General features: G+C 71.6%; 18 protein-coding genes and 3 pseudogenes. 14 read left to right on the top strand and 7 right to left on the bottom strand.

Annotated elements, in window-relative coordinates:
- Positions 1-152 precede the first annotated feature (152 nt).
- Positions 153-764: a hypothetical protein gene (locus ABIA32_RS30175; protein WP_370102372.1), complete on the bottom strand. Its 612-nt coding sequence runs from the start codon at positions 762-764 to the stop codon at positions 153-155.
- A gap of 678 nt (positions 765-1,442) precedes the next feature.
- Here ABIA32_RS30175 and ABIA32_RS30180 point away from each other — a divergent pair.
- On the top strand, positions 1,443-2,918 hold the full coding sequence (locus ABIA32_RS30180) for a sialidase family protein (protein WP_370102373.1): 1,476 nt from the start codon (positions 1,443-1,445) through the stop codon (positions 2,916-2,918).
- 114 nt (positions 2,919-3,032) lie between these two features.
- Here ABIA32_RS30180 and ABIA32_RS30185 read toward each other — a convergent pair whose 3' ends face one another.
- Positions 3,033-3,782 carry an aminoglycoside phosphotransferase family protein gene (locus ABIA32_RS30185; protein WP_370102375.1) on the bottom strand — a complete coding sequence of 250 codons (750 nt, stop codon included), beginning with the start codon at positions 3,780-3,782 and terminating at the stop codon, positions 3,033-3,035.
- A gap of 336 nt (positions 3,783-4,118) precedes the next feature.
- Between ABIA32_RS30185 and ABIA32_RS30190 the strand changes: the two genes are divergently transcribed.
- The 5 genes from ABIA32_RS30190 to ABIA32_RS30210 all read left to right on the top strand — a co-directional run bounded on the left by ABIA32_RS30190 (position 4,119) and on the right by ABIA32_RS30210 (position 12,398).
- Positions 4,119-4,769, top strand: coding sequence for a Bax inhibitor-1 family protein (locus ABIA32_RS30190; RefSeq protein WP_370102378.1), 651 nt, complete (start codon positions 4,119-4,121; stop codon positions 4,767-4,769).
- A 426-nt stretch (positions 4,770-5,195) separates the two neighbouring features.
- Positions 5,196-6,227: a hypothetical protein gene (locus tag ABIA32_RS30195; RefSeq protein ID WP_370102381.1), complete on the top strand. Its 1,032-nt coding sequence runs from the start codon at positions 5,196-5,198 to the stop codon at positions 6,225-6,227.
- Positions 6,209-8,101, top strand: coding sequence for an HSP90 family protein (locus tag ABIA32_RS30200; protein ID WP_370102384.1), 1,893 nt, complete (start codon positions 6,209-6,211; stop codon positions 8,099-8,101). The genes ABIA32_RS30195 and ABIA32_RS30200 overlap by 19 nt, the downstream gene beginning before the upstream one ends.
- Positions 8,098-11,169: a hypothetical protein gene (locus ABIA32_RS30205; RefSeq protein WP_370102387.1), complete on the top strand. Its 3,072-nt coding sequence runs from the start codon at positions 8,098-8,100 to the stop codon at positions 11,167-11,169. Before ABIA32_RS30200 ends, ABIA32_RS30205 begins: the two co-directional genes overlap by 4 nt.
- Positions 11,170-11,396: 227 nt before the next feature.
- A complete protein-coding gene (locus ABIA32_RS30210) occupies positions 11,397-12,398 on the top strand; it encodes a glycosyltransferase family 2 protein (protein ID WP_370102389.1) in 1,002 nt (333 codons plus the stop codon).
- 34 nt (positions 12,399-12,432) lie between these two features.
- On the opposite strand, the gene ABIA32_RS30215 is transcribed toward ABIA32_RS30210, so the two are convergent.
- Positions 12,433-12,792 (bottom strand): response regulator transcription factor, encoded by a 360-nt coding sequence (locus ABIA32_RS30215; RefSeq protein ID WP_370102392.1) that lies wholly within the window; start codon positions 12,790-12,792, stop codon positions 12,433-12,435.
- 86 nt (positions 12,793-12,878) lie between these two features.
- Here ABIA32_RS30215 and ABIA32_RS30220 point away from each other — a divergent pair, with 86 nt between their 5' ends.
- From ABIA32_RS30220 to ABIA32_RS30230, 3 genes are read left to right on the top strand one after another with little or no spacing between them, the layout of a single operon-like run.
- Positions 12,879-13,790 (top strand): hypothetical protein, encoded by a 912-nt coding sequence (locus tag ABIA32_RS30220; RefSeq protein WP_370102394.1) that lies wholly within the window; start codon positions 12,879-12,881, stop codon positions 13,788-13,790.
- Between the two features lie 26 nt (positions 13,791-13,816).
- A complete protein-coding gene (locus tag ABIA32_RS30225) occupies positions 13,817-15,091 on the top strand; it encodes a sensor histidine kinase (RefSeq protein WP_370102397.1) in 1,275 nt (424 codons plus the stop codon).
- On the top strand, positions 15,088-15,735 hold the full coding sequence (locus ABIA32_RS30230) for a response regulator (RefSeq protein WP_370102400.1): 648 nt from the start codon (positions 15,088-15,090) through the stop codon (positions 15,733-15,735). Before ABIA32_RS30225 ends, ABIA32_RS30230 begins: the two co-directional genes overlap by 4 nt.
- Positions 15,736-15,849: 114 nt before the next feature.
- Here the strand turns inward: ABIA32_RS30230 and ABIA32_RS30235 are convergent, their stop codons facing one another.
- On the bottom strand, positions 15,850-17,547 hold the full coding sequence (locus tag ABIA32_RS30235; protein ID WP_370102403.1) for a hypothetical protein: 1,698 nt from the start codon (positions 17,545-17,547) through the stop codon (positions 15,850-15,852).
- A 323-nt stretch (positions 17,548-17,870) separates the two neighbouring features.
- Here ABIA32_RS30235 and ABIA32_RS30240 point away from each other — a divergent pair.
- A pseudogene (locus tag ABIA32_RS30240) lies at positions 17,871-18,215 on the top strand (ADP-ribosylglycohydrolase family protein); the annotation flags it as partial.
- A 17-nt stretch (positions 18,216-18,232) separates the two neighbouring features.
- Here ABIA32_RS30240 and ABIA32_RS30245 read toward each other — a convergent pair.
- On the bottom strand, positions 18,233-19,312 hold the full coding sequence (locus tag ABIA32_RS30245) for an MBL fold metallo-hydrolase (RefSeq protein WP_370102406.1): 1,080 nt from the start codon (positions 19,310-19,312) through the stop codon (positions 18,233-18,235).
- A 161-nt stretch (positions 19,313-19,473) separates the two neighbouring features.
- Between ABIA32_RS30245 and ABIA32_RS30250 the strand changes: the two are divergent.
- A pseudogene (locus ABIA32_RS30250) lies at positions 19,474-19,917 on the top strand (HD domain-containing protein); the annotation flags it as partial.
- 192 nt (positions 19,918-20,109) lie between these two features.
- Positions 20,110-20,379 (top strand): annotated as a pseudogene (locus ABIA32_RS30255) (DUF6508 domain-containing protein); the annotation flags it as partial.
- 128 nt (positions 20,380-20,507) lie between these two features.
- Here the strand turns inward: ABIA32_RS30255 and ABIA32_RS30260 are convergent.
- Positions 20,508-21,320, bottom strand: a complete 813-nt coding sequence (locus ABIA32_RS30260; protein WP_370102409.1) for a MerR family transcriptional regulator — start codon at positions 21,318-21,320, stop codon at positions 20,508-20,510.
- Between the two features lie 188 nt (positions 21,321-21,508).
- Here ABIA32_RS30260 and ABIA32_RS30265 point away from each other — a divergent pair, with 188 nt between their 5' ends.
- Together ABIA32_RS30265 and ABIA32_RS30270 are read left to right on the top strand one after the other, a co-directional pair.
- A complete protein-coding gene (locus ABIA32_RS30265) occupies positions 21,509-22,612 on the top strand; it encodes an LLM class flavin-dependent oxidoreductase (RefSeq protein ID WP_370102485.1) in 1,104 nt (367 codons plus the stop codon).
- 25 nt (positions 22,613-22,637) lie between these two features.
- On the top strand, positions 22,638-23,285 hold the full coding sequence (locus tag ABIA32_RS30270) for an FMN reductase (RefSeq protein WP_370102413.1): 648 nt from the start codon (positions 22,638-22,640) through the stop codon (positions 23,283-23,285).
- Between the two features lie 12 nt (positions 23,286-23,297).
- On the opposite strand, the gene ABIA32_RS30275 is transcribed toward ABIA32_RS30270, so the two are convergent.
- The gene (locus ABIA32_RS30275; protein WP_370102416.1) at positions 23,298-25,565 is read right to left on the bottom strand and encodes a PQQ-binding-like beta-propeller repeat protein; all 2,268 of its coding nucleotides are present in this window, start codon (positions 25,563-25,565) and stop codon (positions 23,298-23,300) included.
- Positions 25,566-25,579: the final 14 nt, after the last annotated feature.

Consider the following 25,579-nt stretch of genomic DNA (forward strand, 5'->3'; position numbering starts at 1 on the left):
ATCAACACGAAGGCCCCCGACGCCAGCACTCGGCGTCGGGGGCCTCTTGTTACGGCTCAAAGGGTCTCAACACCGCAGAGTCCCGAGCCGGCCATTCGAGTTCTCAGGCGTGAATGAGCAGATCAATCTCGATAGCCGCCGCGACAATGCCGTCAGCAGCCTTCGGATGTGTGGCCGCTGTCGTTGTAACCGGTGTAGAAGTTGTGATAGTTGCCATGGAAGTCGTGGTTGGTCAGGCACTTGGGGTAGACGAATGGCGGGAAGTGCAACACGCCATGCGCCCAGGACAGATACACGTGCGGCATCGAGTAGTTGTAGCCGAAGCTGTCGATCGGAACGAAGTTGGAGGTCCAGTAGTCGCCGCTGATCTGCTGGTACTTGCTGGAGTAGTACTTCTTACCCCCTTGGTTGTGATTGGCATCTTCGATCCAAATTGAACCGGGGCCGGAGTTGGTGATGGAAGCGTCGTCCCAGTGCACTTCGGCGTACATCATGCGGCAGCTGGGGACGTAGCCGAGGTACAACGTGCCAAGCGTTGCGCCGTATGTGGTCTTGAGGGTTGTCGGGACGCTGGCCATGATCCGATCAGAGCCGCAGGACGCGGCCTGTGCCGACGGGGCGCTCAGTGTCACCGCCCCGGCGGCCAGCAGCGTGGTCGCGAGCACGGCAGAGAGCTTCTTCTTGAGCTTCAGCCGGCCGAGCGGGGCTTCTGAACGAGCGGTCTGGAGTCGCGAATCCGCTGAGGGCTGTGCGAAGGGGTTCATCTGGATCCCAAAAGGTCAAGGCGACTGGGTCACCGAATCCTTACAGGTGAAGGCACCCGTGGGTTACCTGCCCAGGACGGGGGGTTGTCCCTCCGCCCGGGGGGAGGTGGGCCCCCCATAAGTACGGCCCGAGCCGACGATGTGCCTCAGGTGGCCGAATGGCGATCAACGAAGCGGCCCGCGGTCATGGCGCTACTGCCCCAGATATCGGTCGATGACCCACTCATTTCATTTCCGCTCGGCCATGACGAACTCGGGCCTGGATAGGGTCGGCCTCCTCCCGCAGCTCTGCGGGTGTCGATCATTCATTCAGCATGGTCAGGTCGCATGTTGGTAGAAGCGGACGCGCACGGAGATGATGCGGACCTGCTGCAACCGGAGATCTGCCAGTTCGAGCGGGGTGGGACCGCTGCCGAGAGCGAGTCGATGAGAAACCTTTCCCGCCGGGAACCCGCTCGGCCGCATCGGCCCCGACCGGCGGGCCAGAACCTCAGCCGAGCCCAGGCCCCAGCCCGAGCGCGCCCCGCGCCCCGGAGCCCGAACCGGTGCGGCGTCAAGACTCTTGCGCGGCGTCAGGAAGCAAGTGAGACTGCCGACTTGCGAACACGCACGCACCTCGCGTGAACGTCCTTCACCCTCCCGTCCGGCGGCAACGTCGGGCTGACGAAAGGATGTTCTGTGCCAACGTTCCTCTCCCGGCGACCGTTAGCCGCCTTCGCCGCCGCCGCGGCCGCGCTCGGCGGGCTGCTCCTCGCCGGCGCGGCGCCCGCGCACGCGGCCGTCACCCTGACCCAGGTGAGCACGGACCCGTTCACCAACTCGACCAGCCAGCACGCCACCGAGCTGGAGCCGGACACCTTCGCCTACGGGAACACGATCGTCACCTCCTCGCAGGTCGGCCGGTTCACCGATGGCGGCGCCTCCGATATCAGCTGGAACACCTCCACCGACGGTGGGACGACCTGGCAGCACGGCATGCTGCCCGGCATCACCGTCTACCAGGGCGGTAGTTGGGCCCGGGTCTCCGACCCGGCCGTGGCCTACGACGCCAAGCACGGCACCTGGATGGTGTCCGGCCTGGTGATCGACGCGAACGTCAACGGTGCCGGGGTGACCGTCAGCCGCTCGTCCGACGGCGTCAACTGGCAGAGCCCCGTGCTCGCGGTGGGCAACAACGGCAAGGGGTACGACAAGGAGTGGATCGTCTGCGACGACTCCCCGACCAGCCCGCACTACGGCAACTGCTACGTCGAGGTGGACATCACCTCCTCCAACAACCTCGTGGTGATGAGCACCTCCACTGACGGCGGTGCGACCTGGTCCGCCCCGCTGTCGCCGTCCGGCAGCCGCAACCACGGCCTCGGCGGACAGCCGCTGGTGCAGCCGAACGGCACCGTCGTCGTGCCCTTCTCCACCAACGGGACCTCGATCCGCGCCTTCACCTCCACCAACGGCGGCGGCTCGTGGAACTCGACCAAGCTGGTGTCGAGCATCAGCACGCACACGGTCGCCGGGGGCCTGCGTGACGGTGGCGGCCTGCCGAGCGCGGAAATCGACGCCTCCGGCAAGGTCTACGTCGCCTGGCAGGACTGTCGCTTCCGGACCAGTTGCACGTCCAACGACATCGTCTATTCGACGTCGACCGACGGTTCGACCTGGTCCGCTGTCACCCGGGTGCCGATCGACGCGACCACGAGCGGGGTGGACCACTTCATCCCCGGCATCGGCGTCGACCACGCCACGTCGGGCGCCACGGCCAAGGTGGGCCTCTACTACTACTTCTACCCGAACGCCAATTGCACGACCTCGACCTGCCAGCTGGAGGTCGGCTACGTCTCCTCCACGGACGGCGGTTCCACCTGGAGCGCCGCGCAGACCGTGGCCGGGCCGATGTCGCTCACCCAGATCGCCTCGACCACGCAGGGGTCGATGGTGGGCGACTACATCTCCTGCTCGGTCGTGAACGGCAAGGGCGTCGCCGTCTTCGCGGTCGGCAAGACGCCGATCAACGGTCAGGCCTTCGACGAGGCCATGTACACCGTGTCCGGCGGACTCGCCGTCACCGCCGGCACCGTCCCGGCGGCGACAGGGCCCGTCGTCTACACCGCGCAGACCGCGAACGGCAACGCCGAGTTCTACCGCGACGCGAATTAGCCGACACCACTCCGGCTGTGAAATGTCACGAAGCGCGCGCTCGAGTCCTCCCGGGCGCGCGCTGGCGTCGGCGACTCTGCCCCTGCCGACCACCGTCGAGCCGCTCGTGCAGCCTCACAGCCGGGATCTCAGCACGTCGACCTCGCAGCCTGGCGAGGACGGGTCGAAGCCGTGCTCGACCAGCCAGCGGATCGCCAGCAGGCTTCGCAGCGACCACCACGCGCGGATCACGTCGAGGTCGAGGTCGAGGTCGACGTCGGTGCCGTAGCCGGCGACGACGTCGCCGAGGTGCTCCTCGTGTCCGAGCGTCAGGATGGCGAGGTCGTACAGGGCATCGCCCTGGCCCGCCTCGGACCAGTCGATGACGCCGGTGATCTCGTCGCCGTCGACGAACACGTGGGCGACCTGCAGGTCTCCGTGCGTGAACACCGCTGTCCACGGACGGAGCGCGGCCTCGGCGAGCCGGCGGTTGCGCGTGACCAGGTCGGCGGGAAGGACGCCGTTCGTGACGAGCCATTCGCATTCGCCGTCGAGGCGCGCCGCGATCTCGTCGAGGCTCCGGCCGGGCCATGGCGGCAGCGGCGCGTCGTGCAGCATGCGCGTGGCGGCACCGGCCGCGGCCCACGCCGCGGACGACGCGCTCGACGGCTGGCCGAGGCGGCCGAGTGCCGTCCCTGGGAGGGCGGCGAGCGCGAGCACGGGCGGCTTGCGCCACAGGATTTCCGGAGTCGGGACCGGCGCCAGAGCCATCGCCTCGACCTCGACGTCGGTGCGCGTCTGATCAGCGTCGATCTTCAGGAACATATCGCCGACGCGCAGGGTCGCGCGCTCGGAATGGGCGACGACGACCTCGATCTCCTCCACGTCGACGATTATCGCGGGACGACCGTCGCCGTCGCCAGATCCCCTGCCCCTGCCGACGTGAACTCGGAGGGCGGCCTGTGCAGGGCAGGGGCGCGCTCCGCTCCGCCCGGATGGGCTGTGAGACGACTGCGGCCCCCCCGATGTCGGCACGTGGCTGGGCTGCGAGCAGCGCCGTCGGAAGGCATCCTCGAAGTGCGGCAGGCCGCGTTTGAAGGGCCTGAAGTCAGAGGGCGCTGGGTGTGTCGTCCGCCGTGTGGGGGCCGTACACGGCGATGCTGGGCGGGTCATCGAAGCCGCCGGCTGCGGGGTGCTCCGGCACGTGGCTAGAGGAGGATCATGTACGACACGACAACGGCCCGCAGGGGCTACGGGATCTCGACGAACACCCTGTTCGCGCGCACCATGACCTTCGTCGCGGCCACCGCGGGCCTGTTCGCCCTCGGCGCCTACATCGGCCGCAACCTCGCCCACGGCGCGGGCATCATCGCCTTTATCGGCGCCTTCGTGTGCCTGATCGCGATGCGGTTCACCGCCACCCGCTCCCAGCAGGCGACGGTGGCGCTACTCGGCGCGTTCGGCCTGCTCATGGGCTTGGCCACGGCCCCGACGATCGTCTACTACGCCACGGCCGATCCGCGCGCGTTGTGGCAGGCGGGCGGCGCGACGGCACTGTTCATCGCGGCGTTGGGCTCGGCCGGATACGCCACCAGCCGTGACCTGTCGGGACTGGCGCGGGTGTGCTTCTGGGCGCTGCTGGCGCTGTTGGTCTTCGGAGTCGTGGCGATCTTCGTCCGGATCCCGCACAGCTCACTCATCTACAGCGTGCTCGGGCTGGTCATCTTCGCCGGATTCACCCTCTTCGACTTCCAAAGGCTGCGGCGGTCGCAGAACCTCGCCTCGGCACCGCTCCTGGCCGCCTCGATCTTCTTGGACATCCTCAACGTGTTCCTGTTCTTCCTGAACATCTTCGGCGGCAGGCGGGACTGAGCGCCCAACGCGCTGAGGCCGCGGCAATCTCCCTTTGCGGGGTCGACGACTGGGGTACCGTCCTGCGCACGACCGCCCAGGGGGCGATCAATCGCCAGGACGAGATGAACGAAGATCTCCACTGCGGGTCCGCCACGGAGTCGGCCACCGCCTGGTGGATCTCTTCGGCGCTCACCGGGTGACCGAAGTCGAAGCCGGGGATGTCCCAGTCCTCGTCCCGGGGGCGGACGAACCGCCACAGCAGTGAGCGCCGGAACGGACGAGGGGTCGCCGGGGAGGATTCAGACGGACGCCAGCAGACCCGGGCATACGGGCTGTCAACTGCGGTGGAGCCCCGCAGAACCCGGTGTCGCGCCGTCAGAGGAGTCGGTTACCCTGCGGCTGCCGACTGAGCGAACCGCCGGGGCGGCCGTTGGAGGGGAAGACGTGTCAAGCATTCCGCTGCTGGTGCCTGCCTTGATCGGGGGCGCCGCGGCCGTTCGCGCGCTTGCGAACCGCAGTCAGTCCACTACCGCCGCCCGTGGGCCGAAGCCGGTGGCGATCGATCCCAACTTCGGCGACCCGGAGTTGGCGGCGCTTCGGAGGGCCGTGCTGGCCGAGGACTGGCCCGCGATGGAGGCGATCCTGCTGCCCTGCCGGGACCGTGACGACCACGCCCGGCTGACCTGGCTGATCAGCGGAGTCGAGGAAATGGGCGGCGACTTCCTGCTCGGGCTCCCCGAGAAGCACCCCGACAACCCGATGGCTCGCACCGTCGCCGGCGTCCGGCATGTCGCCTGGGCCTGGGAGGCGCGCGGGCGCGCCTCCGCCTCCCACGTCCAGCAGGAACAGTTCCGGATCTTCCATGTGCGGCTGCGCACTGCCGAAGACCACCTCTACGCCGCCGTGGAGCTGGATCCGGAGTCGGCCACCCCCTGGTGCTCCCTGACGACCTCCTCGCGCGGCCTGCAGCACGGCCACGACGTGAGCCGGCGGCGGTTCGAGGCGGGCGTCCGGCGCGCGCCGCATCATGTGGCCCTGCACGCGTCGATGCTCCAGCAGGTGTGCGCGAAGTGGAGCGGCTCGCACGAGCAGATGCACGCGTTCGCGCGCGAGTCGCTCGCGCAGGCCCCGCCCGGCAGCGGCATCGGCATGCTGACCGCGTACGCGCACATCGAGCGCTGGCTCGATCTCCCCAAGGGCGAGGACGCCGCCTACATGCGCCGCACCGAGGTCCTCGCCGAACTCAAGGGGGCCGCCGCCGCGTCGGTGCTGCACCCGGAGTTCGCCCCCACCGAATCGCCCTACATCGCGCTCAACGCCTTCGCCATGGCGTTCTGGATGGCGGGCGACCATCGCACCGCCCACGAGCTGTTCGGGCGTATCGGCGAACACCCGACCCGCTTCCCCTGGGCCTACGTCGGCGATGCGGGCCGGGTGTTCGCCGCGGCACGGCAGGAATGCAAGAAGAGGAAGTAGGAACCACTCCAGTGACCACACCCCAGCCGGGCCACACCTTCCAGGTCGACCTGCGCGGCCTCGTCGATCTGCTCTCCCACCACCTCTACTCCTCTCCCAAGGTCTACCTGCGGGAGCTCATGCAGAACGCCGTCGACGCGATCACCGCGCGGCGACTGCTCGACCCTGCGGCCCCCGCGCAGATCACCATCCGCACCGGCGCGAGCGGCGGCGGCATCGTCGTCGAGGACTCCGGGATCGGGCTCACCGAGTCGGACGTCCACACCTTCCTTGCGACCATCGGCCGCTCCTCCAAGCGCAACGCCGACGGCGGACTCGACCTGTCCGCCGCGCGCGCCGACTTCATCGGCCAGTTCGGCATCGGCCTGCTCGCTTGCTTCGTCGTCGCGGACGAGATCACCGTCGTCTCGCGCAGCGCCAGGGAGGCGGGCGCACCCGCCGTCGAGTGGCGCGGCCGCAGCGACGGCACGTACAGCATTCGCACCCTGCCGGCCGGCTCGGTCCCGCAGCCCGGCACCACCGTGACGCTGACCCCGCGCGCCGACGGGAGCGAGTGGCTGGAGCCGGACCGCGTCGTGCATCTGGCCCGGCATTTCGGGTCGTTGCTCCGGTACCAGGTCCACGTGGTGGACCGGCACGACGACAGGATCCGGGTCAACGACACCCCGCCGGTGTGGGAGCGGACGTACGGCTCGCCCCTCGCCCGCCGTGAGGCGCTGGCCGGTTACGGCAAGTCCGTTTTCGACTTCACCCCGCTGGACACCATCGACCTGGACATCCCGCTGGTCGGGCTCAAGGGCGTGGCCTTCGTGCTGCCGACGCCCGCGCACCCGACCAAGCGGTCCGGCAACCGGGTGCACCTCAAGGGGATGCTGCTGTCCGACCAGGCGACCGAACTGGTGCCGGACTGGGCCTTCTTCGTCTCCTGCGTCGTGGACACCACGGGCCTGCGCCCCACCGCCTCCCGGGAAGCGCTGTACGAGGACGAGACGCTGGCCGCCGTTCGCGACGCCATCGGCGAGCGCGTGCGCCAGTGGCTGACCGGGCTGGCCGCCTCGGACCTGGCGCTGCTGCGCCGCTTCCTGGACGTGCACCACCTCGCGGTGAAGGCGCTGGCCCGCTACGACGACCAGCTGCTCAAGCTGCTGCTGCCGTGGCTGCCCTTCGAGACCACCGACGGCACCGTCAGCCTGGACGAGTTCGCCCGCGCGCACCCGATGGTGCTGGTCACGCAGACGGTGGAGGAGTTCCGGCAGGTCGCGCCGATCGCCGCCGCCGCCGGGCTGGGCGTGGTCAACGGCGGCTACGTCTACGACCGGGAGTTGGTGCACCAGCTCCCTCAGGTGCGCCCCGGCGTCACCGTCGCGGACCTGGACCCCGAGACCGTCAGCGCGCACCTCGACAGCGTCGACCCCACGGCCGAACTGGCGGCCGCTCCGTTCCTGGCGCGCGCCCGCGCGGTCCTGGACCGGTTCGACACGGACGTGGCGCTGCGTTCCTTCCAGCCCGTGGGCGTGCCCGCGATGCTGGTCGACAACCGGGAGGCCCGACACGAACGCCGGCGCAGCGAACTGTCCGCGGGAGCGGACGACTTGTGGGCCGGCATCCTCGGCTCGCTGCGCTCGTCCGCGCCACGTGCCCAGCTGATCGTCAACCACCTCAACCCGCTGATCCGCAAGCTCGCGGAGCTGGCCGGGACCGCCGACCCGCAACTGTCGGAGACGGCGATCGAAGCCCTCTACGGCCAGGCGCTGCTGCTCTCCCGCCGGCCGCTGCGGCCGTCGGACCACGCGCTGCTCAACCGCTCGTTCCTGGGCCTGCTCGAATTCGCGGCGCAGGCGGCCGTCACCGGACAGGGGGATGCCCAGTCATGACCGTACCCACTACGCCCACCACGCCCACCACCAGGGACGAGTTCTTCCAGGCCCTGGGCGAGAACCGGGAACGGCCCAAGGACCGGGCCACCGCCGCGATCGCCGAGGAACTGGTCGAGGCCGCGGAGGCGTTCGGCGACGACGAGGTCACCGTCTCGGCCCTGGTGGAGCTGATGCGCGCCTATCACGGCAGCGGCGAGGCGGTGAAGTACCCGGTCGCGTTCGCCCGGCTGCTGCGGCTGTGGGACGAGAACCCGAAGGCGTTCGACGAGAACGAGACCTACCAGCTGTTCTGGTACTTCAAGTGGGTCACCTCCGGCTTGCTGGTCACGCCGGACGTGCCGCTCGCCTCGATCCGCGGCTGGATCGCGGAGATGCGGCGTCGTTACCAGGCCCAGGGGCACGACCTGCAGCCGGTCTACGCCCAGGAGTTCTTTCTGGCACGGCAGTTGGGCGAGGGTGAGGAGCTGGCCTACGAACTGTGGGCCACCCGCGGGCGGACGCCGCTCACCGACTGCGCCGCCTGCGAGGCCCGGTCACGCGCGGCCTACCACTTCCGGCGAGGACAGGACCGGCTGGGCCTGGCGGAGCTGCAGCCGACCTTCGACGGTCAGCACAGCTGTGACGAGGAGCCGCACAACAGCCAGGCGCTGGCGCTGTTGCCGCTGCTGCGGCTCGGGGAGCTCGACGAAGCCCGGGCCACGCACCTGACCTCCTACCGCAAGGTGCGCGGGCAGGAGGCGGAGCTCACCCCGATCGGCCGGCACCTGGAGTTCTGCGCACTGACCGGGAACGAGGCGCGCGGTCTCGAACTGCTGGCACAGAACCGCGCGTCGTTCGGGTTCACCGCCGCTCCGTCCAGCCGCCTCGACTTCCTCACCGGCGTCGAGGTGCTGCTGGCCCGGCTGGTCGAAACCGGCTATGGCGAACTGCCGTGCGCCGGGCCGCTCGGGAGGGAGTGGACCGTCTCGTCGCTCCATGACGCTGTCGCCGGGCAGGCCGACGAGCTGGCGGCGCGCTTCGACACCCGCAACGGGAACGACAACATCTCCACGCGCCGTCGGGAACGGCTCACCGCCCGACCGCTGACAGCGCCGCTCAACTTGGGCGTGCAGACGTCGGCGCTGGCCCGGCCGGCCGCCGCCGGGACCGAACCGGTGTCGGTCACGGCGGCCCCGACGGCCTCGGCGGCCACCGAGGTGCCGCAGGACTTCACGGAGCTCGTCGCCGAGCTGCGCCGCCTGGACCTGATCGGTGGCCCCGCCGCCCGCGTCCTGTGGGACGCGGTGCTGGAGCGGGTCGGCGGTGCGGACGCCGCCGACGTGGACGACCTGCTGCCCGGCGAGATCGCCTCGGAGCTGGCGCAACGCGCGGCCAACAAGCAGGACGCCGACCAGCAGGACTGGGATGCCTGCGCGGCCCACCTGCGCGAGGCCGCGGAGCACTATGCGCGGATCGACAGGCCCGCCCGGGTGATCGCTACCGAGGCGCGGCTCGCCTGGTGCGAGGCCGTCCGTGACGATGTCGAGGACGCCTCTGCCGCAGCGGAGGCGGCCTGGCCCGTCCTCGACGAGCTGCTGGCACGCGTCGACGCCCTCCTCGCCGCAGGGTTCGGTGGCGACGCGGAGGAGGCGTCGGAGAGGGAGCGCGAGACGCTGAACCGGAAGTTCGTGGTGCGGCAGTGCCGGGTCTTCACGGCGCGTCATGCGCTGCTGCGGGCCGGCGGGCCGGAGCAGCACGCCCGTTGGGCCGAGCTGTTCACCACCGAGGCCGAGGCGGTGATCGCCGAGGGGAGCGCCGCCGACCGGGCGCCGCAGGTCTCGATGACCCATGAGGTGCTCGCGGAGTTCCAGGCCACGCATGGAGCGCCGGTGGAGGGCGAAGCTTCCGCCCGTCGGGCGATTGCGATCTTCACTGAGCGGGACTGGACGTGGCGACTGCCTCGCGCCCGCCTGCTGCTCGCGCTGACGCTCGGCGCGCAGGGTCGGCACGCCGAGGCGGTGGCCGAGCTCGAGCGAGGCCTGGCGGAGGCCCCTTCGGACGTCGCGCCGTACGAGTTGACGCCGCTGCACCGGATGCTCGGCAGCATGGCGCTGCAGGCGAGGCAGCACCAGACAGCGGTGCGGGCGCTCTCGGAGGCGGCGGCACGCCTGGACCGCGAGGGAAGCGCGCAGCAAGCGCGGCAGACGCGGTGGGAGTTGAGCCGGGCGCTGCGCGCCCAGGGCGCGATCGGCGATGCGGTGGCCGTCCTTGAGTCGTTGCTGGACTCGGTCTCCTCAGCCGCCGCGAAGAGCGTGAAGAGCGAGGAACTCGCGGACGCGGAGGGCGCGGAGGGCGCTGAGGGCGCGGAGGGTGCTGCGGCGCCGTCCGCGGCCGAGCAGTTGACGGCGCAGATCCGCGGCGATCTGGCCAACGCCCTGCTGTCGCTGGGGGAGCCGCTTGATGCTGCGAGGGAGTTCCTGCACCTGGCCGACGCGGTCAGCCGCTGGCCGGACAAGAGGACGCTGACCTCGGCCGCCGCGGCTGCGGCGGGCGCGCTGGCGCAGGCAGGCCAATGGGACGGCGCCCGGGCCGCGCTGGAGCGTGCCCTGGCTTCCAACGCGGAGGCACCGTGCCTCCCGGACCTGGCCGACGCGCTGCGTACCCTCGCCTTCGAAGCGATCGACGCCCGGGGCGCGGAGGCGATCGAGGAGGCCCTCGGCTACCTGGACCGGGCCGACCGGCTGCGCGAGGAGTTCCCGGACGCGGCGCGCGAGCAGTTCCGCAGCGTGGAGGTCGACCGGGCGCAGTGCTGCTTCACCCGCGGGCAGGTGCACGCGACGGTGGGTCAGGCCGAGCAGGCCCTCGCGGCGTTCGAAGAGTCGATCGCCGTCTACGACCGCGCCGGCTTCGCGGACGCCCCGCCGCGGTTCGAGGCGATCCGCCTGGCGGCCCTCGTGGAGGGCCGGGGCCTGGACCGGTCCCGTGCGGCGCAGGACCGCCTCGACAAGGCCGCCGCCGAGGCGGACGCGGCGGGCCTGACGGACGCGGCACGGACGCTGCGCCGGCTGCGGGACAGCCTGCGCTGACGACTGCTCCGAGAGCCTGCAACAGATAGCAGGCCTGACAAGGCGGTTCACCCCTCGTGGGTGGGCCGCCTTTCGGCGTGCGACGCCCTTCTGCGCAGCGGGGCGGACGCCCGCAGGGCGTGAGGTGCGGAAGCCCTGTGAAGGTTTGCGCAAAGTTGCATAACGATGCACGGCTGCACCACAGTCGATCTTGTCGGCTGCGTAAGCGGCACCCTATGTTCCATGTCGTGCTCAGCTCACCCTTGATCAGCGTAGTAGTGGCCGCATACGACCCGCGGGGAGTCCTGGAGACCTGCCTGCAGTCGATCCTGAGTCAGGCTTTCAAGGACGTCGAAGTCGTCCTGGTCGCGGACCAGTCACCGGAGTGCCCCGCCGAGGTGGTCGATGCGTGGGCGCGGAGCGAGGCGCGGGTCTCGGTCGTGCGGCTGGACTCCGTGGCCGGCATCGGCCGGGTCCGGAACGCGGGGGCCGAGCGGGCGACCGGTCGGTACCTGCTCTTCCTCGACGCCGATCACGTCCTCTGGGGCGGCACGCTGGAGGCCATGGCCGACCGCCTGCGGACCTGCGACGAACCGGACGTCCTGCTGCTCGGCCACACGCGCCTCCACAAGGGCCGGTCCTGGCCGGGCGGTGCGACCGACCTGCTCGGCGGACTGGACGCCCGGCCCTTCGACCCGGCCGGTGAGCCCGAGCTCTTCGAGGCTCCCGCCTACATCTGGGACCGGCTGATCCGGCGGGACTTCTGGGCCGGGCACGCGCTCGCCTTCCCCGACGGTCTCCACGACGATGTCGCCGTCGTGCACCACGTCATGCTGGCGGCGGATCGCGTCGCCGCGCTGAAGTGGGACTGCGTGCAGATCCGCCGCAGGCACACCCAGCACCCCGCGGAATCGCCCGGTGCGACGCAGTTCGACGTCTTCGACCGTTACGAGGAGAGCTTTGGGCTGCTGGACAAGTACGGCCGCGCGGACGCCGCACCGTTCCTCTTCTCCCGGATGGTCCGTCACTACCTGTTCCTCCTCGGCCTTTCAGGATATCTCTCCCGCGCCGAGCGCCCGCAGTTCTTCCAGCGGGCGAGCGAGCACTACCAGCGCTTCGTGCCGGACGGTTACGAACGTCCCCAGGGGCGTGAAGGCGTCAAGTTCCAACTGGTCGCCAATGGCGTGTACGGGGCTTTCCAGACCGCGAGGCTTCCCAACCTGGCACGAGGCATCCTGTCCCGGCCGTAGCCCCGCGGTGGCGACCGGGCCGGCTGGTCCTCGGTCAGGGACGGCAGACGCCGTGCTCCGAGGCCCAGGCCGCGATGCCGACCCGGTTCCGCACCCCGAGCTTGCGCTGGATGCTCGCGACGTGGTTCTTCACCGTCCCCGTGGCGATGAAGAGCTGCGCGGCGATCTCGGCGTTCGTGCCGTCCCGGCCCTGGGCCGCTGAGCGTGGCCCACTGGCGCCGCGGACGCAGCGGACGCCGTGGACGTCGCGGCCGCGGCACAGCGGTGAGACCGGCGCCGGGGCCCTGACGGCAGCGGCCGTCAGGGATCCCCCGTGCGGGGGAGGGGCTCGACCGGGGCGGGGGATGTAGGGCCCTCCGGCGATCGGGATCGTGGACGTTAATGTCCGAGACACTCGTGCACGACGCAGAAGCCACCCCCGCCGCCGTACCCCGACCCAGCCGAGCCCGGTTGATCACCTGTTGGGGTACCGTCGCCGCGATGCTCCCCTACTTCAGCATCAAGATTGCCTGGCTGTCCGGCAGCACGGTGGGCACCGGCGGATCCGAAGTGGCCAAGAGCTCCCTCTTCTTCGGCCTCAACGCCCTCACCCTCGGCATGGACGCCGTCGCTCTGCTCACCGCGTTCACGCTGACCTACCGCTGGGGGTTGCGCGTCCCGGCCTGGCTCGTGGTCTTCCCGATGTGGGTCGCGTCCGGATTCCTCGGTCTGATCGCCCTCGGCGCACCGCCGGCCTTCCTCGCCACCGCGCTGACGGGATCACATCTGAGCGGCGGCTCCAGCGAGCTCGTGCATCCGTGGGTCTACGGGTTCGTCTACGCCGGCTTCACCGGGCAGGGCGTCGGGCTGGCGATCGCCTTCGTGCTGCATCTGCGGTCCCGTTGGCCCGAGTTGTTCACCGTGCGGGTGTCCGGGCTCGCTCGCGGGGTCAGCGGCGGGACCGTGAAGGTTCTGGTCACCGGGGTGTGCGGCCTGGCCATGCTGACCGCGGCCGTCCACCTGTACTGGGCCGGCGGCGGCACCGCCGGAGTGCCCCCGCAGGCTGTCGCCGGCCGCACCCTGGCCGGCTGCGTCATGGAGGCCGCGCACGGACTCCTGGAGCTGGTCGGCGTCGCCGGAGTGCTGACCCTGGCGCGCCGCAGGAGCACCGGTCGACTCGCCGTGCCGCTGGCGGCGGCCTGGCTCGGCACCGGATGCATGTTCTCCTGGAGCCTGTGGGGGGCCATCGGCGAAGCTTTCAGTCCGATCCAGAACGCCGCGCAGCAGACCGTCACCCCGCTCAGCCTGCTGACCATCCACTTCCAGTCGCTGGCGGGGGCGCTGCTCGCCACCGCGGCTCTGTTCCTGCTGCTTGAAGGGTGGTCAGCGATCCGGACGAGGCCCGGGCAGTGATCCGTCCCAGGTGCGAGGATGCAGAGGTGTCGGCCCCCACCCGCCTCACTGCCCTTGCCGCCCCCGTGCTGGGGCGGCAAACCCTGTTGCGCTGGGCGCACCTCGTCCTCGGCGGCGCACTGGCGATGCCCTACTTCATGCTGGCCGACGTCGCCGCCGGAATCGGCCTGCGGGCACAGGCCACCGGCGAGACAGGGCTCGTGAACCAAATCCTGGCCTTCTTCGCGTCTCTCGCCCTCGCGGCTGCGTCCGCCGCGCTGATCCCTGCGGTGCGGGTGATCGAAGGCAGCGCCGCCCGTGCGCTGCTCGGCGGAGCGTTCGCGTCGATGTCGACCGGGCGGGCCACCGCGCCCGGCGCCCGGGCCCGCGGCGCCGCCTGGTACACCCTGCACCTGGGACTGGGTGGACTGGTCTCCGGCGCCACCCTGGCGGCGCCGCCCTTCGCCGCCGTCGTTCTGGCGGATCCGCTCCTCGGGGAGCGACGACGCTCAACGCTCCCGTGGGTGCGGGACGTCCCGGTCTGGTGGGGACCACCGCTCGGGCTGGCGGTGCTGCTGGCCCTGGGGCTCGCCGCCGCCGGCAGCGGACGGTTGCTCGCCCGCTGCGCGCCCCGGCTGCTCGGCCCGTCCCCGGCGGAGGCGCTGGCCGACCGCCTCGCCGAGAGCGAGCAGCGGGCCACCCGGCTCGCCCACCGCAATCGGATCGCCCGCGAGCTGCACGATTCCGTCGGGCACGCGCTCAGCGTGGTCACGCTGCAGGCGGGCGCCGCAAGCCGGGTGCTGACGACCGACCCCGACTTCGCCCGGCGCGCACTCGAGGCGGTCGAGGAGTCGGCACGCGGCGCCCTGGAGGAGCTGGACCAGGTACTCGGGCTCCTGCGTGAGGAGGCCACCGACCGGCCGCCGCGCCGGCCGGTCCCGGACCTCGGCCAACTCGACCAACTGCTCGCCTCGACGCGGGCGGCCGGCACCGAGGTCCACGCGGAGGTGGCGGGCGATCCGGCCCTGCTTCCGCCCACGGTCTCGCGCGAGGCGTACCGGATCGTGCAGGAGGGGCTCACCAACGCGCTCCGCCACGGCGGAAAGGTGCCGGTACGGATCGTCATCGGCATCGGCCCCGACGAACTGGAGATGGAGATGACCAACCCGCTCTCGGCCCCTCAGCCGCGCCGCCCCGGTGGCGGTCGCGGACTCACCGGCCTGCAGGAGCGCGCGGCCGTCCTGGGCGGCGCGGTCGCCGCGGCACGCGAGGGGGACTGTTGGCGGCTCCATCTGCGGCTCCCCCTGGGAGGAAGGCCGTGACCGTACGGATCCTGCTCGCCGACGACGAGGCCCTGGTGCGCAGCGGCCTTCGGGCGATCCTCGACCTGGAACCCGATCTCTCCGTCGTGGGGGAGGCCGCCAGCGGCGCGGAGGCGGTGTCGCTGACCCGCGAACTGCGCCCGGACGTGGTCCTCATGGACGTCCGGATGCCCACCCTGGACGGCATCGCTGCGACCCGCCGGATCCTCGAGGTCGTCGACCCGCCGCCGCGCATCGTGGTGGTGACCACGTTCGAGAACGACGAGTACGTCTACGACGCGCTGCGCGAGGGCGCGGCGGCCTTCCTGCTGAAGCGCACGCGCGCGGCCGAGATGGTGCAGACGGTTCGGCTCGTCGCCCAGGGCGACTCACTGCTGTTTCCGGCGGCGATCCGCGACTTGGCGCTCCGTCACCGACCACCCGCCGCCGCACGCGCGCTGTCCCAGCAGCTGACGGAGCGAGAGGCGGACGTGCTGCGCCTCATGGCGACGGGGCTGTCCAACGCGGAGATCGCGGAGCGGCTGTTCGTCGGCGCGGAGACGGTGAAGACCCACGTCAGCAGGGTGCTGGCAAAGCTGGGCGCGCGCGATCGCACCCAGGCCGTGGTGATCGCCTACGAGTCGGGCTTCACCGCCCCGGGGTGAGGCAGGCTGGAGCGCGGGCGGCTCGACCGTACGGCTACGGGATGGATCGGGTGCGGCGCACAGGTACTGCCCTTGAGGCGCAGCGACCTGATCCATCCCGTAGCCGCGAGCCGGTCAGCCGCGGACGGCGGCGACCGCGGTGCCGAGGGCTTCCTTGATGCGGGGGCCGAGGCGGGAGAAGCCGAGCTCCTTCATGGCGGCCCGGAGCAGTTCCTCGTTCGTGCGCTCGACGGCATCGCTGTCGATCCAGTGCACGACGGCTTCGAGCTCGTCGGCGGAGTACGCGGTGACCGGCTGTCCCGGCGTGACGGCCGGCTTCTGGGGACGGCGGGCGGTGCTGGCCTTCTTCGGGGTCTCCGGCGTCAGCGCGGGCGCGGGCGCGCCGTCCGATGCGGCCACCTGGGTGTCGGTGTCGGCTGTGGCTTCGGGCGCGCTTGCCTCCGAGACCTCGGCAGCGGCCTCATCCTCAGCCGCCGGCTCCGAGGCCTGCTCGACCTCGAGCTCGGGCTCAGGGGCGGTCTCGGCCTCGGCCTGCTGCGCGTCCGCCGTGTCCGACTCGTCCTCGACGTGCGCGGCCTCCGGCTCGGCGGTTACCTCAGGGGTAGCCTCCGCCTCCGGCTCGGTAGTCGCCGCGGTGACGGCCTCGGCCTGCGGTTCGGCGGCCGGGGTCGGGTCGGCCTCCGGCTCTGCTTCGGCTGTCACCGCAGTGACGTCCTCCGGCTCGGAGTCCAGGGTCGCGACGGCTTCCGGCTCCGGCTCGGCGGTCACCACAAGGGTAGCCTCCGCCTCCGGCTCGGTGGTCGCCGCAGCGACGGCCTCGGCCTGCGGCTCGGCGGCCGGGGTCGGGTCGGCCTCCGGCTCCGCTTCGGCGGCCACTGCAGGAAGGGCTTCCGGCTCGGCCGCCGCCGCAGGGACGGCTAGCGGCTCCGGCGCCGGGGCCGGGGCCGGGGCGAGGAGAGCTTCCGTTTCGGCCGCGTCGGCTTGGCGGGCCGTCAGCTCGGAGAGCAGGTCCGACTGGCCCTGGGCCAGGAGGCCGTCGCGCAGCGTCCGGAGGCGAGGGAGGCGGTAGAGCGTGCCCTCGTCGGCCGCGAGGCGGTCCAGGAGGTCGGCCAGGTCCGACAGAGGGAGGGCCTCCAGGGCGCTTTCGGCTCCGATCAGGCGGGCGAGCTCGGGGAGCCCCGCCATCGCGGCGTCCGCCGCCGGGCCGGACTGGTCCAGGAACTCCTGATCCGTCGGCAGCGTCGGCCCGCCCTCGCGGGTCAGCGCCGCCCACTCGTCGCGCTCCGCTGCCGCGCGCCCCAGCGCGAGGTGCAGGTCGGCGCGTCCGGTCCGCGCCAGGGTGAGCCGGCGCGCCTGGCGGCCGAGCGCGAACCGCTGAAGCCACGACTGCTTCATTCCGCGCTCCGCACGCCACGCATTGGTCGCGGTGGCCGCGAGGAGCGCGTCCAACTCGATCTCGTAGGCCTCCGGCCGCAGCACCGCGAGCGTCGCGCGCACCCGCAGCATCAGCGAGACGAGGGTCGCGGTCTCCGCGAACGTGCCGGGCGCGTCGAAGCCGTGGACGGTGCCCAACTGCTCGGCGGCGTGCTGGATCAACGGCAGGTCGCGGCCCCGCAGCTCCGCCAGGACGGTCGAGGCGGCGCGCGCCTCCTCCACATCGGAGACGGAATCCAGAGCCGCGTACCACGGGTGGGTCTCGGCCCTGAGAGTGAAGCCGCCCGCCTCCGCATATCGGCACAGGTCTTCCCGGACATCGGACGGCAGGAGCGGCGAGGGAATGGTGGTGCTGGTCTGTACGGAGATGGTGGTCATAAGCGCTGGGTTCCCCGGCTGAGTCGGTGACGGTGGCGGTTGGAGGTCCACGATAGGGGTACAGGCTCGCCACTCCACTGCGGCGGGGCGGGTACGTCGCCCCGAAGGCCCCCTGCCCGCCGAATGCAGCCGGCCCCGGCCGTCGGGAGAGGCACGGTCGGGGACTTCGGCTGATGCCACAACTGTGGTGTGGCAACGTCTTTTTGATCGTCGAACATGGTTCCGACCGCGAGCCGCACTGGGCAAAAGGTGAGCGGCTTCGGTGGTCGTTGGTTACCGTCGCACGGTGCGGGCGCGCGAGCCCGTACCGGGACGGAGGGGTGATGACGGCGGAGACGGCGGCAGAGCTGGAGCGGCGGGACCGGGTGCGGGGGTGTCTGGTCGGTGGGGCGATCGGGGACGCACTGGGATGGCCGGTCGAGTTCCAGCACCTGGAGCGGATCCTCCACGATCACGGCCCGCAGGGGGTCACCTCGCTCCGGCGACCGCACGGGCGGCTCGCGGAGGTCACGGACGACACGCAGATGACCCTCTTCACGGCCGAAGGGCTGCTGCTCGCGGGCGAGGGGACGCGGGCGGAGGTGCTGCGGTCGGTGCACGCGGCCTACCAGCGCTGGCTGCGCACGCAGTACCTGGACGCGCCGCAGGGCGAGGGGCACAGCGGGCTGGCCACGGAGGCCTGGCTCTACGCGTCCCGGGCGCCGGGGAACGCGTGCATGTCCGGGCTGCCCGGAGCGGTCTGCGCGACCGCACGCGGGGAGGGCAGTGGAACGCCCGGATACTCGACCTCCCAGGCGAGTTGGGCCAGCGCGTACATCTGCTGAAGCATCGGCGCCTCCGGTGCGCCGTCCAGGTAGCGGTACTGCAGCGCCACGGTGACGGCCAGGCGCTCGGGCAGGTGGAGGTGCGGGTAGCGGGCCTCCGCGGCGAGGCGGCGGGCGGCGTCGGGGGCGGGGACGCCGGCGGCGTGCAGGCGGTGGGCGCTGTCGCGCAGGTAGCAGAGGTAGTCGCGGTGGGCGTGGACGCCTGCGCGGTCCACGACCGGGCCGTGGCCGGGCACGATCGTGGCCGCACCGGTCGCGAGGACCCGGTCGCAGCCCGCGATCACGTTCTCCAGCGGCCCCGCCCAGTGCACCGGATGGTCACCGGGCTCCTCCGGGCTCGCGGCGAAGACGATGTCGCCGGCGAAGCAGACCTGCTGGCGCGGCAGGTAGGCGATCAGGTCGCCGCGCGTGTGCGCGGGGGCGAGCTGGGTGAGCTGGACCGGGATGTCGCCGACGGCGATCTCGACCTCGCCGGAGAAGGTGAGCGCGGGCTGCGGCAGCTCCGTCTCCGGCCAGCGGTAGCGGCCGAAGTGGCGGTTCAGGTACCAGCCGACCAGGGTGTCCGTGTCGGCGCTGTGGACGAGACCGTGCAGGTCGCAGGGGTCCGGCTCGTGGGCGATGTGACCGGCGGTCGCCTGCGTGTAGACCACCCGCGCGTCCGGCACTGCCTGCCAGCCCCACAGGTGGTCGCCGTTGCCGTGGGTGACGAGGAGCCAGTCCACCTCCGTGCCCTCCGCGAGCAGCGGTCGGCAGCGGGCCAGGAACTCGTCCGCGAGGGTCCGGTCGTAGGGCGAGTCGATCCACGCGGCGGTGGACTGCGAGGCCAGCAGCCCGCAGTTGGCGAGCCCCCAGCCGACGCCGGGCCGGGGCCGCCAGACGTGGACGCCGTCGGCTATCGGCAGGAGCTCGGCGGAGACGAGGGTGGAGACCGTTGCACTCATGGTCGCTGATTGTCTGATGAACTGATCTCGAATGCGACCACCGTCCATGGGGAGGTCGGCGCGCGTCGCCTGCGGAAGATGTCCTGCTCCGCAGGCGACACTGGTGCGAACCGGCCGACCCACCCCATGCGACGAGCTGAAGAGCGAAGAGGACGAACGAGATGGCGGAGACTTCCCCTGGCGCCTCCCCTGCGCAGCTGCTGACGCTCGACGAGGTCGAAGCGATCGCGCGCGCCGCGCACGCCGGACAGCTCGACAAGGCCGGCCGCCCGTACGCCGTGCACCTGGCGGCGGTGGCGGAGGGGACCGCGCGGCTCGGCGGGGACGAGGCGCAGGTCGCTGCGGGCTGGCTGCACGACGCCGTCGAGGACGATGCGCTGAGCGTCGAGTGGCTGGACGCGGCCGCGCTGCCGCAGCGGACGAAGGACATCGTGCTGGCCCTGACCAAACGGGCGGACGAGCCGCTCGCCGACTACGCGGCCCGGGTCCTGGCCACGCCGGGCGCGGTGACCGTCAAGGACGCGGACCTGGCGAGCAATTCCGCGCCCGACCGGCTCGCGCTCCTCCCTGACGCGGCGCTGCGCGCCCGGCTGACGGCGAAGTACGAGCTCACCTCCCGGCTGATCCACCCCGAGCAGCGGTTCCGGCCGCCGACCGGCAGCGGCGCGGAGGGCGACCCGACGGACGAGGCGCTGCTGGCGGGACTGGACCGGGAGTCCGCCGGGGCGTTGGGCGCGTGGGCCCGCTTGGGTGACTTCGCGGGCGGCTGGAGCGTCCAGCCGGGAGACGCGGAGTGGCAGGGCCCTCACCCCGTCTACGGCTCGCGGGTGAACGCGGTGACGGCGGCGCTGGCCACGGTCGGCGCGGTCACCCCGGCGTTCCACTGGGTCGACTACACCCTCCCGCCGCTCACCCCTGAGGGCATGCTCACCCCGGCCGACGCCGTCCGCACGGCGACCGCGCTCGTTCGCGGCGAGCGCTTCACGGACGGCGTGATCAGCGGCGCGTGGAAGGACGGCCGTCTCTTCGCCACCGTCCGCGCGCTCTCGGCTTGGCAGCCGCGCTGACCTGGCGCTGCGGCCTGTGGTTGCACCACCACAGGGGTGCTAGGAACTGCTGTGCGCTACCGCATGCAGTTGCACCTCCTCAGGGGCGCGGGGAACTGCGCGACAAGCCACCCGCATGCGGATGGTCCTCAAGGTTCTGGGCCATCCGCGCAGGGTGGTTTCTCGCGCAGTTCCTCGCGCCCCTGAGGATGCGGCGGCGCCGCCAGTTCCTCCGCCAGGGAGCGTTGGAAGGCGGTGACCAGGGCCTGGACGACCATCGGCTCGATACGCGCGGCCAGCTCCTTCATCCGCTCCAGGCCCTCCGGGCTCGGGTCGGAGGCGCGGAAGGGGCGCCAGACCGTGTCACGGAACAGGCGGTGCAGGTCGTGGGCGGTCGCGCGGCTGTGGAGGCGGACGACCGCGCGGGCGGCGACCAGGGTCTCCAGCGGGATCGGCACGTCCAGGACCCGGACGCCCAGCGGGAGCAGGCCGGGGTCGACGGAGAAGCACTCGGGGACGTCGGCCGGCTCCGCGCCCGGCGCGCCCGACGTCCCCGGCTGCGGGATAATCGCGCCCATCGCGGCGAGTCGGTCCAGGTCGGCGTCGCTGAGGGCCCGGCCCGCTCGGCGCTCCAGCTGCTCCCGGCTGATCCGCTCCGCCGCCTCCGGCTGCCAGGAGGCGACCAGCGCCCGGTGGACCGCGAGGTCCAGCGAGCCGACGTCGTCGGGGAGCTGCGCCAGGTAGCGCTCGATCGCCGCCAGGGTCAGTCCCTGTCGCTGCAACTCCTCGATCAGTTCCAGCCGGCCCAGATGCTCGGGCCCGTAGCGGCCGACCCGGCGCGGACCGAGCTGCGGGGGCGGGAGCAGGCCCTTCGCGGCGTAGAAGCGCAGCGTGCGGACGGTGATCCCGGCGCGCGCCGCCAACTCGTCGACCGTCAACGCGCCTCCCCTTGACCCGTGCATGCCCTATGGCAGCCGCTGGGCTCAACAGTAGCGCTGTCACACTCGCACGGAGGTCGGGAATGCGCCCGGCGCTGCGATCGTTCAGCAGACTAGTTGAAATATCAACAACATCATGGTTGAATCTTCAACGACGGCGCGAGTCGTTCGGCAAGCAGGCGAGAAGCCTCGAGAAAAGACAGGTGAGCACGATGCAGTTCGGGATCTTCACCGTCGGAGACGTCACCCCCGACCCCACCACCGGCCGCACCCCGACCGAGCACGAGCGCATCAAGGCCATGCTCGCCATCGCGGAGAAGGCGGAGGAGGTCGGCCTGGACGTCTTCGCCACCGGCGAGCACCACAACCCGCCGTTCGTGCCCTCCTCGCCGACCACCATGCTCGGCTGGATCGCCGCCCGCACCGAGCGGATCATCCTGTCCACCTCCACCACCCTGATCACCACCAACGACCCGGTGAAGATCGCCGAGGACTTCGCGATGCTCCAGCACATCGCGAACGGCCGCGTGGACGTGATGATGGGCCGCGGCAACACCGGACCGGTCTACCCCTGGTTCGGCAAGGACATCCGCGAGGGCATCCAGCTCGCCGTCGAGAACTACGCGCTGCTGCACCGGCTGTGGCGCGAGGACGTGGTCGACTGGGAGGGGAAGTTCCGCACCCCGCTGCAGTCCTTCACCTCGACGCCGCGCCCACTCGACGGCGTGCCGCCGTTCGTCTGGCACGGCTCGATCCGCTCGCCCGAGATCGCCGAGCAGGCCGCCTTCTACGGCGACGGCTTCTTCCACAACAACATCTTCTGGCCCAAGGACCACACCCAGCGCATGGTCGAGCTCTACCGCGAGCGCTACGCCCACTACGGCCACGGCACGCCCGAGCAGGCGATCGTCGGGCTCGGCGGGCAGATCTTCATGCGTCACAACTCGCAGGACGCGGTGCGCGAGTTCCGCCCGTACTTCGACAACGCGCCCGTCTACGGCCACGGCCCGTCGCTGGAGGACTTCACCGCGCAGACGCCGCTGACGGTCGGCACGCCGGAGCAGGTCATCGAGAAGACCCTCTCCTTCCGTGACTACGCCGGCGACTACCAGCGCCAGCTCTTCCTGGTCGACCACGCGGGTCTGCCGCTGAAGACCGTGCTGGAGCAGATCGACCTGCTCGGCGAGGAGGTCGTGCCGGTGCTGCGCGAGGAGTTCGCCAAGCGCCGCCCGGCCGGCGTTCCCGACGCGCCGAACCACGCCTCGCTACTCGCCGCGGCGCAGGCCGCGACCAGCACCGACACCGTCAACGCCTGAGCAGCAGAGCAGGGAAGAAGCAGACATGGAGACCATCACGCTGGCCGTCGTCTCGGCCGGGCTGAGCCAGCCGTCCTCGACCCGCCTGCTCGCCGACCGCCTCACCGAGGCGGTCCGCGCCAAGCTGGCCGACGCGGGGCGCGACGTCGTCGCCGAGCACGTCGAGCTGCGCGAGCTCGCGCACCCGATCGCCGACAACCTCGTCACCGGCTTCCCCGGCGAGCAACTGCGGCAGGCCATCGACGCCGTCACCGGCGCCGACGCGGTGATCGCGGTGACGCCGATCTTCTCCGCCTCCTACAGCGGGCTGTTCAAGTCCTTCTTCGACGTGCTGGAGCAGGGCGCGCTGACCGGGCGGCCCGCCCTGCTGGGCGCGACCGGCGGCACCGCCCGTCACTCGCTCGCCCTCGACCACGCGCTGCGGCCGCTCTTCGCCTACCTGCGCGCGGCCGTGGTGCCGACGGCCGTCTACGCCGCCTCCGAGGACTGGGGCGGCGCGGACGAGAACGGCCTGCGCCAGCACATCGACCGCGCGGCGGGCGAGCTGGCCGCGGTACTGCTGCGGCAGCCCGCCCAGGCGCGGCGCGCCGACCCTCCCCCAGCCTTCGGCCGGGGGTACCCCCTGGACGTCGTCCCGTTCGCGGAGCAGCTCGCCGCGCTCAAGCTCCGCTGACGGACCGGTGGTTCAGATCGGCGGGAGGGCGTAGACGCGAGAGTGGTGGGCACCGTACAGCAGGGTGCCGTCGGTGGAGAGTGCCCAGTCGTCGGTGGAGTCGACGCCGTCCTGGAAGGTCCACAGCACCTTGCCGTTGCTGCGATCGATGGCGGCGATGCCCTCGCTGCTGCCGGAGACGAGGGACACGCAGAAGACCGTGCCGCCCACGACGACCAGCGGCGTTCCCATCAGGTCGGGCGGGACGGCGGCCTCCCAGGCGATGGCGCCGGACTTCAGGTCCACGGCCATCACCTGGGCGGTTCCGAGATTGCTGGCGTAGAGGAACCCGTCGGCATGGGTCAGCCCCAGGTAGGTGCCCTTGGGTGCGGGCTTGGAGGTGAAGCGGCGGTCCCCGTGGTCGAGTCCGTAGCCGATGATCTCCGGTCCCGGCAGGTAGATCGTGTCGCCCACCAGCAGCGGCATCGCCTGGGTCGACCACTTCGGCTCGCCGAAGTCCTGGGACCAGAGTTGGGTTCCGTTGGTCGCGCTGCGCACGACGACGTTGTTGAGGTCGTTCGTGTAGACGAGGTACTTGTCCGTGGCGAAGCCGAGCACCTGGTTGCTCGCACTGGCGTTGCGCGGCTCGGTCCAGAGCACCTTGCGGGTGTGCAGGTCGACGGCCATGACCGCGCTGTAGTTGGCCCCCATGGTGATGACCGGCATGCCCTTGGCGTCCAGCGGATACTTGTTCCCGAGGATGAAGGCCGCCTGGTCGCTCACCCCGAGCAGGTATTCGAACTGCAGGTCGTTGGTGCCACTGGACGACCAGAGCTGCGCCCCGTTCGCCGGGTTGAGGCCGACGAGCTTCCGATCGTTCGTCAGCATCACGGCGAACCCGCCCCCGAGGCCGATCGGCGGCATCAGGATGCCGTCGTTCACCTGCGGGCCCGTCCAGGCCGGCGTCCCCCTGCGCGCGTCGAGCGCGGTCGCCGAGGAGCCCGCGAACAGGACCCGGCCGTCGGTGGCGACCGGGGCACTGCCCACGGTGCCGTCCGCGGTGTAGGTCCACAGCGGCTGCGGCGGAACGCCTGACGGCCGCGTCGGGAAGGTGGTCGGCGTGACGGACGGCGACGCCGCGAGCGTCGGCGTCGGCGTCGGCTTGGGCTTGCCGCCTCCGGCGAGCGCGAGCGCTGTGCCCCCGCCGGCCACGGCGATGGCGGCGACGCCGAGCGCGCCGTAGAGCAGCTTGCGGCGCGAGGGCTGCGCCGCGCCGAGCGCAGGCGCCGAGGAGGCAGGCGGCGTGTTCGCGCCGGGCTGGCCGCCGAGGACGAAGGTGCCGTGCTCTGGCTGCTGCTGTCCCACGGCTGCGCCGCGCGGATCGGCGCCGACCGGGTTGTGCGGTGTCGGTGTCTCCAACTCCATGACGCGGGCAGCGTGTTGGGCGATGCCCGAGGCGACGTCGGCCGGCAGCCAGGAGCCCCGCAGCACTGCCTGCGCGCCGTCGGGTGCGAGCATGCCGAGAAGTTGGGCGGGAGTGGGTCGGTCCTCCGGGGCCTTGGCCAGGCAGGCGCCGATCGCCTCGCGCAGCCCCGCGGGGACCGGCTCGAGGTCGGGAGCGTCGTGGACCACGCGGTAGAGCAGGGAGGCGACAGAGTCCTGCCCGAACGGGCCGTGCCCGGTCGCGGCGAAGGCGAGCACAGAGCCGAGCGAGAAGACGTCGCCCTCCGGCCCGACCGCCCGCCCCGACGCCTGCTCCGGCGACATGAAGCCCGGGGACCCGACGACGACACCCGTACTGGTGAGGTCACCTCCGTCGAAGGCGCGGGCGATGCCGAAGTCGATGACGCGCGGGCCGTCCGCCGCCAGCAGCACGTTGGAGGGCTTGAGGTCGCGGTGGATCAGCCCCGCGCCGTGGATCGCGCCGAGTGCCTCCGCGAGCACTGCGCCGAGCGCCCGCACGCTGTGCTCCGGCAGCGGCCCGTACGTCGCCACAGCCTCGTTCAGCGAAGGGCCCAGGACGTAGGAAGTCGCAAGCCATGGCGTGGCGGAGTCCCGGTCCGCGTCGACGACGCGCGCCGTGTAAGCGGCGTCCACGGACTGTGCGGCGGCGACCTCCCGCCGGAACCGGGCGCGGAAGTCGGGGTCGTCCGCGAGCTCGGGACGCACGACCTTGACGGCGACCGTCCGCCCGCCCGCGCTGCGCGCGAGATACACCCGCCCCATCCCACCGGCGCCGAGGCGGGCAACGAGTCTGTACGGGCCTATCGTTGATGGATCATCGGCTTCAAGTGGCTGCATGCGGTTCCCCCGTC

It is taken from the genome of Streptacidiphilus sp. MAP12-20, assembly GCF_041262525.1.
In the GTDB taxonomy this organism is placed as follows: Bacteria; Actinomycetota; Actinomycetes; order Streptomycetales; family Streptomycetaceae; genus Streptacidiphilus.